The sequence below is a fragment of the Streptosporangium sp. CA-115845 genome, from assembly GCF_050943795.1.
In the GTDB taxonomy this organism is placed as follows: domain Bacteria; phylum Actinomycetota; class Actinomycetes; order Streptosporangiales; family Streptosporangiaceae; genus Streptosporangium.
The window spans coordinates 5,871,138-5,882,800 of record NZ_CP191988.1 but is presented as its reverse complement, the minus strand read 5'-3'; the positions used below and the strand labels follow the sequence as shown (position 1 = coordinate 5,882,800).

Annotated in this window: 15 protein-coding genes and 1 pseudogene; 13 read left to right on the top strand and 3 right to left on the bottom strand. The window is 69.9% G+C overall.

Annotated elements, in window-relative coordinates; translation table 11 throughout:
- Positions 1-37 precede the first annotated feature (37 nt).
- The 12 genes from ACQP0P_RS28810 to ACQP0P_RS28755 all read left to right on the top strand — a co-directional run bounded on the left by ACQP0P_RS28810 (position 38) and on the right by ACQP0P_RS28755 (position 10,191).
- Entirely contained in the window at positions 38-553 is a 516-nt protein-coding gene (locus ACQP0P_RS28810; protein ID WP_433360105.1) for a MaoC family dehydratase, read from the top strand.
- Positions 550-1,569: an LLM class flavin-dependent oxidoreductase gene (locus ACQP0P_RS28805; RefSeq protein ID WP_433360102.1), complete on the top strand. Its 1,020-nt coding sequence runs from the start codon at positions 550-552 to the stop codon at positions 1,567-1,569. Before ACQP0P_RS28810 ends, ACQP0P_RS28805 begins: the two co-directional genes overlap by 4 nt.
- Complete coding sequence (locus tag ACQP0P_RS28800) at positions 1,566-2,792, top strand: CaiB/BaiF CoA transferase family protein (RefSeq protein ID WP_433360099.1); 1,227 nt, start codon at positions 1,566-1,568, stop codon at positions 2,790-2,792. The genes ACQP0P_RS28805 and ACQP0P_RS28800 overlap by 4 nt, the downstream gene beginning before the upstream one ends.
- Positions 2,789-4,174 (top strand): MmgE/PrpD family protein, encoded by a 1,386-nt coding sequence (locus ACQP0P_RS28795; RefSeq protein WP_433360097.1) that lies wholly within the window; start codon positions 2,789-2,791, stop codon positions 4,172-4,174. Before ACQP0P_RS28800 ends, ACQP0P_RS28795 begins: the two co-directional genes overlap by 4 nt.
- A gap of 91 nt (positions 4,175-4,265) precedes the next feature.
- On the top strand, positions 4,266-5,306 hold the full coding sequence (locus ACQP0P_RS28790) for a Rid family hydrolase (protein WP_433360094.1): 1,041 nt from the start codon (positions 4,266-4,268) through the stop codon (positions 5,304-5,306).
- A 5-nt stretch (positions 5,307-5,311) separates the two neighbouring features.
- Positions 5,312-5,782, top strand: coding sequence for a MaoC family dehydratase (locus ACQP0P_RS28785; protein WP_433360091.1), 471 nt, complete (start codon positions 5,312-5,314; stop codon positions 5,780-5,782).
- Positions 5,779-6,183, top strand: coding sequence for a MaoC/PaaZ C-terminal domain-containing protein (locus ACQP0P_RS28780; protein ID WP_433360088.1), 405 nt, complete (start codon positions 5,779-5,781; stop codon positions 6,181-6,183). The genes ACQP0P_RS28785 and ACQP0P_RS28780 overlap by 4 nt, the downstream gene beginning before the upstream one ends.
- 78 nt (positions 6,184-6,261) lie before the next feature.
- Positions 6,262-7,407, top strand: coding sequence for an acetyl-CoA acetyltransferase (locus tag ACQP0P_RS28775; protein ID WP_433360085.1), 1,146 nt, complete (start codon positions 6,262-6,264; stop codon positions 7,405-7,407).
- On the top strand, positions 7,404-7,784 hold the full coding sequence (locus ACQP0P_RS28770; protein ID WP_433360082.1) for a Zn-ribbon domain-containing OB-fold protein: 381 nt from the start codon (positions 7,404-7,406) through the stop codon (positions 7,782-7,784). Before ACQP0P_RS28775 ends, ACQP0P_RS28770 begins: the two co-directional genes overlap by 4 nt.
- 3 nt (positions 7,785-7,787) lie before the next feature.
- On the top strand, positions 7,788-8,948 hold the full coding sequence (locus tag ACQP0P_RS28765) for an acyl-CoA dehydrogenase family protein (protein WP_433360079.1): 1,161 nt from the start codon (positions 7,788-7,790) through the stop codon (positions 8,946-8,948).
- The gene (locus ACQP0P_RS28760; protein ID WP_433360076.1) at positions 8,945-9,826 is read left to right on the top strand and encodes an HpcH/HpaI aldolase/citrate lyase family protein; all 882 of its coding nucleotides are present in this window, start codon (positions 8,945-8,947) and stop codon (positions 9,824-9,826) included. The genes ACQP0P_RS28765 and ACQP0P_RS28760 overlap by 4 nt, the downstream gene beginning before the upstream one ends.
- Positions 9,823-10,191 carry a cupin domain-containing protein gene (locus ACQP0P_RS28755; protein WP_433360073.1) on the top strand — a complete coding sequence of 123 codons (369 nt, stop codon included), beginning with the start codon at positions 9,823-9,825 and terminating at the stop codon, positions 10,189-10,191. Before ACQP0P_RS28760 ends, ACQP0P_RS28755 begins: the two co-directional genes overlap by 4 nt.
- Positions 10,192-10,279: 88 nt before the next feature.
- On the opposite strand, the gene ACQP0P_RS28750 is transcribed toward ACQP0P_RS28755, so the two are convergent.
- Both ACQP0P_RS28750 and ACQP0P_RS28745 read right to left on the bottom strand, forming a co-directional pair.
- Positions 10,280-10,609: an IclR family transcriptional regulator gene (locus ACQP0P_RS28750; RefSeq protein ID WP_433360070.1), complete on the bottom strand. Its 330-nt coding sequence runs from the start codon at positions 10,607-10,609 to the stop codon at positions 10,280-10,282.
- 121 nt (positions 10,610-10,730) lie between these two features.
- Positions 10,731-10,976: pseudogene (locus ACQP0P_RS28745) on the bottom strand (helix-turn-helix domain-containing protein); the annotation flags it as partial.
- Here ACQP0P_RS28745 and ACQP0P_RS28740 point away from each other — a divergent pair.
- Positions 10,872-11,096: a hypothetical protein gene (locus ACQP0P_RS28740; protein ID WP_433360067.1), complete on the top strand. Its 225-nt coding sequence runs from the start codon at positions 10,872-10,874 to the stop codon at positions 11,094-11,096. The pseudogene ACQP0P_RS28745 and the gene ACQP0P_RS28740 overlap by 105 nt on opposite strands.
- A gap of 32 nt (positions 11,097-11,128) precedes the next feature.
- Here the strand turns inward: ACQP0P_RS28740 and ACQP0P_RS28735 are convergent, their stop codons facing one another.
- Positions 11,129-11,473: a hypothetical protein gene (locus ACQP0P_RS28735; RefSeq protein ID WP_433360064.1), complete on the bottom strand. Its 345-nt coding sequence runs from the start codon at positions 11,471-11,473 to the stop codon at positions 11,129-11,131.
- Positions 11,474-11,663 lie beyond the last annotated feature (190 nt).

The window sequence follows — 11,663 nt, the reverse complement described above, 5'->3', positions numbered from 1 at the left end:
TGTGGGTAGTGCGTGGACCATTGACGCGAGGAGCGATGTGGCGCTGCACGAGGCAAGGCCAGGCCGGTATTACGAGGACTTCGAGGTCGGAGACGTCTACCAGCACCCGCTGGGGCGTACGATCACCGAGGCGGACAACACGTGGTTCACGCTGCTGACGATGAACACCAATCAGAACCACTTCAACGCCGACTTCGCCGCCCGGGCGCCATACGGCAAGATGATCGTCAACTCGGGTCTGTCGGTGGCGGTGGTCCTGGGCATCTCGGTCTCCGACATGAGCCAGAACGCGATCATGAACCTGGGCTGGGAGGAGATCAAGCTCAGCCATCCCGTGTTCGTCGGGGACACCATCTACGCCGAGTCGGTCGTCCTGGACAAGCGCGAGTCGCGGTCGCGGCCCTACGCCGGGATCATGACGTGCCGTACCCGCGGCCTGAACCAGGACGGGGACGAGATCATGTCCTGGCGGCGCAGCGTCATGATCTACCGGCGCGACGCCCCCCACGACAAGGACTACTTCCCCGTCGCCAAGTCAGGTCCGCTCACATGAGGATCACCTATGGCCCATGGGGGGAGACCCTCGACGAACTCGCCGCGGCCGGCAAAGCCGCGGAGGAGGCCGGCGCCGAGGTCCTGTGGGTGCCCGAACTGCACCGAAGTGCGATGATTCCCGCAGCCGTCCTCGCCGCCGCCACCAGCACGGCGGGGATCGGCACCGCTATCGCGCTCGCCTTCACCCGCAGCCCTGTGATCACCGCGCTGGAGGCGCTCGACCTGGATGAGGTGTCGGGCGGGCGGTTCATTCTCGGCCTTGGCAGCGGCGTTCGGCGGATGAACGAGGACTGGCACGGGGTGCACTGGGACAAACCGGTCGCGCGGCTGCGCGAGACCGTGGCGTGCGTGAGGCAGTTCGTGGCGACCTGCGGCTCCGGCGAGCCGATCGAGCTGACGGGGCAGCAACAGAGCCTGCGGATCAGGGGATATCAGCGGCCCTTCCCGATCGTGCGAGACCGCATCCCGGTCTACGTCGCCGCTGTCGGCCCCGCGATGACCCGGATGGCCGCCAGGGTGGCCGAGGGCTGGATCTCCCACGAGCTGTGCTCGCCCGCCTATCTGGGTGAACGGCTGCTTCCCTGGATCGAGGAGGGCCTTTCTGGGGCAGGCCGCAAGCGGAGCGACTTCGATGTCGTGGTGTCCGCCTGCTGTTCTATCGACGACGACCCTCGTGCGGCCTATCGAAGGGCCGCGGGGCTGGTCGGCTTCTACGCGTCGGTGCGGACCTACGCCGGCTTCTTCGACTTCCACGGCCTGGCCGCCGAGCAGGGCGCGGTCGTCGAGGCGTTCGCGGCAGGGGCCGCCGCCGACGACCTCGCCGACGTCATCCCCGACCACATGGTCGATCGGCTCACCTTGTCGGGCACAGCGGCCCAGGTGCGGGAGAGGCTCGCCGCCTACGAGGGCTTGGCCGACACCGTCAAGCTCACCCCGCCCACGCACGGCATCTCGGCCGAGGAGACCCGGCGGGCCCAGGAACGGATCATCGAGCTCATCGGAGACCTGACGTGAAGCGTCCTCTTGAAGACGTACGGATCATCAGCGTCGAGCAGTACGGCGCCGGCCCCTTCGGCTCGCTGCACCTGGCCGACCTCGGCGCCGAGGTCATCAAGATCGAGGAACCGCGTTCCGGAGGAGACGTCGGCCGCTACGTGCCGCCCTACGCCGAGGGCGAGGATTCGCTGTTCTTCGAGGCGTTCAACCGTAACAAGCGGTCGCTGTCGCTGGACCTCACGACCCCTTCCGGACGTGAGGTGTTCGAGGACCTGGTACGCGGCGCGGACGCGGTCTACTCCAACCTGCGCGGTGACGTGCCGGAGAAGATCGGCATCACCTACGACGCGCTAAAGCACCTCAACCCCCGGATCGTGTGCTGCTCGCTGACCGGCTTCGGCATGACCGGGCCGCGTGCGAGCGAGCCCGGGTACGACTACATCCTGCAGGGGCTGGCCGGGTGGATGGACGTCACCGGTGAGCCCGAGGGGCCGCCGACCAAGTCGGGCCTGTCGATGGTCGACTACTCCGGCGGGTTCGTGGCTGCGCTCGCGCTGCTGGCCGGGTTGTACGCCGCGCGCCGCGACGGGGTGGGGATGGACTGCGACGTGTCGCTGTACGACACCGCGATCTCGCTGCTCACCTATCTCGGAGTGTGGCACCTCAACGCGGGCCACAGCCCGGCGCGCACCCGGCACTCGGCGCATCCCTCGCTGGTGCCGTTCCAGGTCTTCCGCACCTCGGACGGCTGGATGGTCGTGGGATGCGCGAAGGAGAAGTTCTGGCAGCGGCTCGCCACGCTCCTCGGCCACCCGGAGTGGGCCGCGCCGGACTCGCCGTACGCCACCTCCGCCGGACGCGGGGCGCGGGCGGCCGAGTTGCTGCCGCTGCTGGAGGATGTCTTCAGCACCCGCACCACCGCCGAGTGGCTGGCCGAGCTGATCCCGGCAGGGGTCCCCTGCGGCCAGGTCAACACCGTGGAACGTGCGCTGACCGAGCCGCACACCATCGCGCGTGATCTCATCGTGACCACGGAACATCCCCGGTACGGCACGCTGCGGAACCTGGCGTCGCCAGTGCGGGTGGGTGACCAGCGTCCCGGCTACCGCCGTGCGCCGCGCCGGAACGAGGACGCGGGGTACGTGCTGGGTGATCTGCTCGGCTACGACCAGGCGTGGATCGACACGCTGGGAGAGCGCGGCGCCTTCGGCCCCCTGGGGGCCGGCGGAGACGCCTCATGACCAGCGGGCCCGATGCCACGGTCGCGGCGCGCCTCGCCGACTGGGCGACCCGGCTACGCCCCGGCGACGTGCCAGAACGGGTGCGGGCGGCGGCGCTGCGGCACCTGCTCGACGGCCTGGCCACCGCGGCGGCCGCGGTCAGGCACTGCACGGCGCAGGCCGCCCTCGCGGTGGCAGCGGATCTCGGCGGGCCGCCGGAGGCGTCCATCATCGGGGGCGGACCCAAAGTGGGAGCTCCCGCCGCCGCGCTGGCCAACGGGACGCTCGTCCACGCGCTGGACTTCGACGACACCCATGCCAGAGGGCTGGTGCACGCCACCGCGCCGGTGCTGCCCGCCGTGCTGGCGGTCGGCGAGGAGACCGGCGCGAGCGGAGCGGAGGTGCTGACGGCGGCAGTCGTAGGACTGGAGACGATCTGCCGGCTGGGGGCCGCCGCCCCGCACGGCTTCCACGCACGGGGGCTGCACGCGACGTCGGTGTGCGGCGTGTTCGCCGCCGCACTGGCCGCGACCCGCCTGTACGGCCTGGCCCCCAGCCAGGTCGTGAACGCCCTGGGCATCGCGGGAAGCCAGACAGGCGGTCTGATGGAGTTCATCAACACCGGCGCGTCGACCAAACAGCTGCATCCAGGGCTGGCCGCGCACGGCGGCATTCTGGCGGCTCGGCTGGCCGCCCGTGGCGCCACCGGCCCGGCCAGCGTGTTCGAGGGCCGATACGGCCTCTACGCGGTGTTGGCCGACCGCCGGATCGACGACCGGATCGCTGCCGGGCTGGGGGAAGACTGGGAGCTGAGCCGGATCACTGTAAAGCCGTATCCCGCCTGCCAGCTCAGCCACGCGGCACTGGACGCGGCGGCACAGCTGCGTCCCCGTCTCGCCGGGCGCGCGGTCGACGAGATCATGGTCGAGATCCACCCCGACGCGGCCCAGTTCGTGTGCGGGCCCGGCAAGGAGCGGCCCGTCTCGCCCTACGCCGCGAAGTTCTCCCTTCCGTGGTGCCTGGCCGCGATGCTGGTCGACGGCGCGGTCACCGCGGACACCTTCGAAGACCTCGGCCGGGCGGACCTGTCCTTCCTCGCCTCCCAGGTACGGCACCGGGTCGTCGACTTCGGCGGGGCGGCAGCCGACCAGCCGGGCAGGGTGACCGCGCTACTCACCGACGGCTCTCAGGTGACGGCGGAGGTGCAGCGCAGCGGAGGCGGCCCCGAGGATCCCGGCCTCGACGACCTCGTCCGGGCCAAGGCCCTGGCCAACCTGGGCGGTGGTACCACCGCCGAGCGCGTCGCGGAGATCGTGGCCGACCTGGAGGCACAGCCCTCGCTCGTCCCGCTCATGACCGCGTTGACCCAGGTGCAGGCGGCGGCGCCGGGCGCCAGGCGTTGACCCCGGCGGGCGAGGCCGGGGAGCGAGTGTGTGCGGCAGGGTCGGCGCCCGCTTCGTGAGGACCATGGATGAACACATTGGAGAGGATCGGATGACCGTCTATCTGCCCGCCGTACCCGGCTATGCCGGCGCGGAGGCCGAGCTCCGCGCGGCCAGGCTGGGTGTCGCCGACGTGGTACACATCGTCGAGTACGTCACCGCGGCGGCGTTGGCCGACTACGAGGCCATCACCGTCGCCAGGACGCAGTTCCTCGGCGGCCACGCCGTGCCGGTCGCGACCGTCCCGGTGGCGGCGCTCTTCGACGCGGCGGAGTCCTACGCGATCGAGCTGACCGCCTACCCAGGAGGCGGGGAACCGGTCGAGGTCCATCCCGACGAGGGCTTCCACCGCGGCACGCTGATGGTCGCCGGCGATGTCATGTATCTGCCGGGCATCGCGCCCTGCGACGTCGGCGGACTCGTTCACCCGGGTGACTTCCGCGCGCAGTACCGTTACTGCCTGGACCGCGCCGCCGACCTGCTCAAGGCGGTGGGGCTCGGCCCCGAAGCGCTCGTAAGGACCGTCGACCACACCACGACCGAGACCCGCGCCGAGTATCCGCGCTGTGGGCGGCCACGACGCGAGGTCCTCGGCGGGACGGGCACCGACGGTGCGCCCGTGTTCCCCGGCGCCGCCGGCATCCTCGTCGACCAGCCGCTGCTGCCCGGCGCGCTGGTATCGCTGCACGCGATCGCTTCACGCGCCCCGCTACGCACAATCAACCCCGGGTGGCGGCGGTATGAGACGTTGACCTACAAACCGGGTCTCGCGGCCGGCGAGACGCTCTTCATGTCGGGGTTCGGCGCCCTGGAGCCCGCCACGCAGAAGGCCATCTTCGCGGATGACCTCCTCGCGCAGGCGGAGTTCACCTACGCGGGCATCGTCGCGGTGCTCCGCGAGGCCGGGCTTGGCGGCCGGGATGTGACCCATCTCATCGAGTACGTCACCCCCGAGGGGGCGGCCGGGTACCCCGGGATCGCCGACCTGCGTGCGTCGTACTTCGGGGACGCGACGGTGACCGCCGTCGTCTGCTCCGCCCTGCTCCGCCCGGAGTTCCTCATCGAGGTCGTCCCTGTGGCGGCGTCGCGGTGAGCGGCATGCTGACCGACGAGATCAGGGCCATGGTCGGGCGGGAGGCCGTCTATACGGCGCCCGAGCCGCTGGGCCGTGCCGCGCTTCGCTACTACGCACTCGCCGTCGGGGACGACAACCCGCTTTACACCGACGCCGAGTACGCCCGGGCCCACGGCCACCGCGACGTCATCGCGCCGCCCACGCTGATCTGCGAGACCAACCAGTACGCGGGGCTGCCTCGCGACGACGACGGATACGCCGGACACAGCTGGAACATCGACATCCCCGGCACCCGGTTGGTACGCGGTGGCAACGACTACACCTTCCATCGCCCCGCCCACCCCGACGACGTGATCACCGCCACCTGGCGTGTCGAGAGCGTGACGGAGAAGGCGGGCAAGGTCTTCGTCATCTCCCGGGCCGTCTACACCAACCAGCACGACGAAACGCTGGCCACCAACGAGGAGACCCTGATCTACGTGGAGGCCGGATGAAGACCGGCGATGTGGCCCCCGCGCTGGAGCGCACGATCCAGGTGGCCGACATGGTCGCCTACGCGGGCGCCACCTGGGACTGGCACCGCCTGCACTACGACCTCGGCTATCTGCGGGAGCGTGGGCTTGACGCGCCCGTGGTGGACGGACAGGTGCTGGGCGCGCTCCTCGCCGAACAGGTGCAGGACTGGCTCGGCCCGCGGGTCTTGCTGCGGCGCCTGCGGTTCCGGCTTACGGCGATGGTCTTCGCCGGGGAGACGGTACGTGTCACCGGCACGGTCACCGCCGTGGACGGAGGGCGGGCCACGATCGAGCAGCGGATCACCGTGGGCGAGAGGGGGGTCGCCACCGGCGTCGCCGAGGTGGCGCCGTACTCCTCTCCGGAGGTGCCGGATGTGTGAGAGGGGCATCGTCATCAGCGAGCGGATCGGTGGGTACCGCGCCGTCGGCGAACGCGGCTGCGAGTCGGGGGAGGCGGCATGACCGGTGTGGCGATCGTCGGGGCCGCCGAATCCGACCTCGGTGTCACGGGCAAGTCGATCTTGACCCTGCAGGCGCAGGCCATCACCAGGGCGCTCGCCGATGCCGGGCTTCCCCTCTCGGAGGTGGACGGCCTCGCCACCTCGGGCGTTTCCCGCTTCTCCGCCACACAGATGGCCGACTACCTGGGTATCCAGCCCGTCTGGACCGAGTCCACCTTCGCCGGAGGCTGCGCGTTCGAGATGTACGTCGCGCGCGCCGCTCAGGCCATCGAAGCGGGACAGTGTCGTACCGTGGTGATCTCCTACGGGTCGAACCAGCGGTCGGCCCGCTCCCGGTCACTGGCCGGCGTGGTCGAGGAGCACACTCCGGAGGCGCGGTTCGAGACGCCGTACGGCCCGCTCTACCCCTTCTCTTACTACGCGATGGCCGCGCAGCGCTACCTGCACACCTACCGGGCCGGGCGGGAGTCGCTCGCCGAAGTCGCGGTCGCGGCCCGGGAGTGGGCGCTGCTCAACCCCAAGGCGTTCAGGTACGGCGCCGGACCGCTGACGGTCGACGACGTGCTGTCGGCTCCGCCGGTGTCGTCGCCGCTGACCGCGGCGGACGCCTGCCTCGTCACCGACGGGGGCGGCGCCGTCGTGCTGACCTCACGGGAACGCGCGCGCGATCTGCCCCGGCCGCCGGTGCTCGTGCTCGGGTACGGCGAGTGTGCCACCAACACGTCCATGACCGCCGTACCGGACCTGACCGTCACCGGCGCCGCCCGATCGGGGGAGGCCGCGTTCGCACGCGCGGGACTGACCGCCGCCGACGTGGACGTCGCCCAGATCTATGACTCCTTCACCATCACTGTGCTGCTCACGCTGGAGGGGCTCGGCTTCTGCGGGGCCGGTGAAGCGGGCGAGTTCATCTCGAACGGCCGAATCCGGCCAGGCGGCTCGTTCCCGCTCAACACCAGCGGAGGCGGCCTGTCCTACAACCACCCCGGCCAGTACGGCCTGCTCCTGCTCGTCGAGGCGGTCCGGCAACTGCGAGGCGAGTGCGGCACGCGCCAGGTCGAGGGCGCCGAGGTCGCGCTGGCGCACGGGACGGGTGGCATCCTCTCCGCCCATGCCACCGTGCTGCTGGGAGTGGATCGATGAGCGCGCACGACGAGGTGTCGGAGGCGTTCTGGGATGCCACGCGAGAGCGCAGGCTCGTCCTCCAGAGCTGCCGGGCCTGCGACCACCGCCAGCACTACCCGCGTCTGCTCTGCACCTCCTGCGGAAACACCGAGCTGGAGTTCGCACCGATCTCCGGCCTCGGCGTGGTCGACTCCTTCACCGTCGTCCACCGCGCCCCGACGCCCGGCATGGAACCGCCGTACGTCGTCGCCCGGGTCCGGCTCGCCGAGGGGCCGATCCTGCTCACCAACCTGATCGGCGACGCCGACTGGGTCTGTGACATGCCGGTGCGCGTCGACTGGCGGCCGCTGCCTGACGGCCGTCACCTCCCCGTTTTCCGGCCGATGGAGGACTGAACAATGGATTTCGAACTTTCCACCGAACAGCGGCTGTTCCGCGACACGCTGCGCGAGTTCGCCGACAAGGACATCCGCCCGGTGGCCCAGGAATGGGAGGCGACCGACCGCTATCCCACCGAGATCGTCGACAAGATGAAGGACATGGGCCTGTTCGGGCTCACCGTGCCAGAGGAGTACGGCGGACTCGGAGCGGACATGGTGTCCTTCGCCCTGGTCTTCGAGGAGCTCTCCAAGGCGTGGATGGGCGTGGCCGGGACGATCGGCTCTCACTCGCTGGCCTGCTGGATGATCGCCAGGCACGGCACCGAGGAACAACGCGCCCGTTTCCTTCCCGACCTCGCCACCGGGGTGCGGCGCAGCGGCATCGGCCTGACCGAGCCGGGTGCCGGAAGCGACCTGCAGGGGATCACCACCACGGCGCGCCGTGACGGCGACTCCTACGTCATCAACGGCGCCAAAACGTGGATCACCAACGCACGGTACGCCGATCCGCTGCCGGTACTGGTCAAGACCTCCCAGACCACCCCGGCGCACCTGGGCATGTCGGTGATCCTCGTCGAGCGCGAAACGCCCGGCTTCACCGTGCTGCGCGATCTCCCCAAGCTGGGCTACAAGGGCACAGAGTCGTGCGAGGTCCTGCTGGAGGACGTGCGCGTACCGGTGAAGAACCTGCTCGGCGGCGTCGAGGGGCAGGGCATGAAGCAGGTGCTGTCCGGGCTGGAGACGGGACGGATCAACGTCGCCGCGCGCGCGCTCGGCGTCGCCCAGGCGGCATACGACGAGGCGCTGCACTACTCAGGGCAGCGTCAGGCGTTCGGCCACGCGATCCAGGACTTCCAGGCGGTCCAGCTCAAACTCGCCGAACTGGCGGTCAAGGTGCAGGCCGCCCGGCTCCTGGTCTACTGGGCCGCGTCGCGTGCGGACGCGGGTGAGCGGGTCGACCTGGAGTCCGGTATGGCCAAGGTCTTCGCCTCCGAGGCCGCCCAGGAGTGCGCGCTGATCGCGATGCAGATCCACGGCGGCTACGGGTATTCCAAGGAGTTCGTCGTCGAACGGCTCTACCGCGACGCGCCGCTCATGATGATCGGCGAGGGAACCAACGACATCCTGCGCATAGTGATCGCCAAATCGCTGATCACTGGGAAGGGGCGTATCGGATGACCGCGCGCTCGTATCTGTACGTCCCGGGCAACGCGCCGGACAAGCTCGCCAAGGCGGCCGGCCGCGGAGCCGACGCGCTCATCGTGGACCTGGAGGACGCGGTTCCACATTCCGGAAAGATCGCGGCCCGGGCGGCCGTCGCCGACTGGCTGTCGAACCTCGCCTCCTCCGGTGGTAGGCCCCCCGGCGGTCCCGAGATCTGGGTACGGATCAATCCAGGGGAGGCTGGGCACGCGGACGCCGACGCCATCGCCAGGGCCGCGGAGGGGCGAGCGCTGGCCGGCCTGTGCGTGGCGAAGACCGAGAGCGCAAAAGAGATCGAAAACCTGGCCAAGCTGCTGGACGCGATCGAGACGCGGTCCCGGCTCGCGCCCGGCGCGGTCGCGCTGACGCCGCTGCTGGAGTCCGCGGCCGCCTTGTTCGCCGCCCCCGCGATCGCCCGCGCTCCTCGCGTCGTCCGCCTGCAGCTGGGGGAGGCGGACCTGGCCGCCGACCTCGGGGTCCGACCGGGACCGGAAGCCAGGGAACTTCTGTGGGCGCGCTCGCAGGTGGTGGCGGCGAGCGCCGCCGCCGCGATCACGCCCCCCGTGTCACCCGTGAGCGTCGAGATCCGCGACCTGGACGCCTTCCGCGAATCCACCCACGCTCTGGCACGTCTTGGCTTCCTCGGTCGTGCCTGTGTCCATCCGGCCCAGATCCCGGTGGTCCACGAGGTGTTCACGCCGTCGTCCGAGTTGCTCGCCGCGGCCAGGGAGGTGCTGGCGAGGTACCAGGACGCACTGACCGCCGGGTCGGCGGTATGCCTGGACGCCCATGGCCGGCTGGTCGACGAGGCCGTCGTGCGCTCGGCGCGACGGGTCGTCGAGTTGGCCGGTTGATCACGCACCTGGATCGCGACCTGCCCTGGCGCGGGTTCGCGATCCCCCAGTCAGCCCCCGAGGTTTCCCTGGCCGCGCTGCACGCCGACCCCGCCAGCGGATCCTTCCTGGTGCTCGTCCGTTTTCCGGAAGGGTGGGCGCGTCCGGGCCGTGGACACTACACCTGCGACGAGGAGTTCGTCGTGCTCCAGGGCGAGATCGAGGTCTCGGGAACCGTCTTCCGCGCCGGTGCGCGCGGCTGGTTCCCGGCGGGCCGGGAGCGGTCGGACTCCCGTTCCACCTCGGGAGCCATCGCCTTGGCATGGTTTTCCGGCCCAGCCGTATGGGTGACGGGCTCTGAACCGGACCCACGGCGGCCGGCGTGATGTGCCCGTCCTGAGGCCGACACGAGTGTCAGAAGACGATGGCCGTGGTCTGCCGTCGACCGGTCGCCCACGGCTCATCCTCAGATCGTCACTTCTTCTCGAGTTCGAGATAGCCCATCTGCGCCGAGAGCCGGCCGGTCGCTTCGAGCAGGACCTCTGCGCAATGCTGTGCTTCGCCCTGGAACCGCTCCAGCGGGCCACAGACGCTCACGACACCGGCAGGCCTGCCATGATGATCGAAGATGGGTGCGGCGACCGAGGCTGAGCCGGGCTGACGCTCGGCATTGGATTTGGAGTATCCGCGACGCCGGATCGCGGCGATGTCCTTGTGCAGGACGTCCGGATGCACCAGCGTGCGCTCGGTGAGCCGGGTCAGCGGGACGGTCCTCATGTAGGCGTCGATCTCGTCGTCCGACAAGAAGGCGAGGAACGCCTTGGAGGAGGCCCCGGCATGGAGGGGGTAGGGGACGCCGAGAGACGGACATGATCACTTCACGGTTTGGGGTGACCTGATCGACGTACACCCGGGTCGACCCGGTACGAATCGACAACGTGGCCGTTTCCGAGAGCGACCTCGACAGGGTGACCAGCTCGGGGGACGCCAGTCTCCGCACGTCGAGCCTGTCGAGATAGGCCAGCCCCAGCCGCATGGTCATCAGGCCCAAGGAGTAGCGCCGGGTGTGATCGTCCAGCTTGATCAGCCCGCGAAGTCGCAACGACGCCAGAATCCGATGCACGGCGGCCTTCGACAGGCCGAGCTTCTCGGCGATCTCGGTGACCCCCAGCGTGGTGGAATCGGGTTCGGCGAAAAGCGCGAGCACGTCGGCAGCACGCTCGACGGTCGCGGCCGTCTGGCTAGAGGCTTCCGGCGTACGGCGGCGCAACGGCTTGGAAGCCTCCATTGAAGCGGCCCCTTAACCAGCGATGACGGCGCACCCTAGCGGCGGGAGAACCCAACAGGCACGGGTGTGTCGGTGACGATCCTTGTGTCAAGGAAATCCCACCACGATTCCTGGGATACTCGCTCCAACTCCCACGATTGATCGGCCTTGAGATCGGCGAGGGCGGCCCGGTAGGCGCCCCAGGCCGCCTCGTCATCGAAGGCGGCCCAGTTCTCCAGAACGTAGACGTCGCCGACGACGCTGTAGTACCAGCGGAGCTCTTTGACCATCGGCAGGTCGCGGTAGAAGAAGCTCTCCCGCTGTTCCAGCCACTTCCAGAAGGCTTTCATGTCGCGCCGGGCGCTCTCGGTGAGCCGCATCCGGTAGACAAGATAGATCATACTTTCCTCCCTGATTCGTAGGTCGGCTGGGGTTCGTGTGCGCGTCGCCACAGCCGTTTTCGTCTCTGAAACGATCTTCCGGGACTCGGGCGACGTGAGTCGGGGGCTCCGGCGACGGAGCCCGTGCCGGATGGACGGACCGGCCCGCGACGCTCTCCGTCGAGCGCCGTGAGCCGGGAGTCGCATGCGC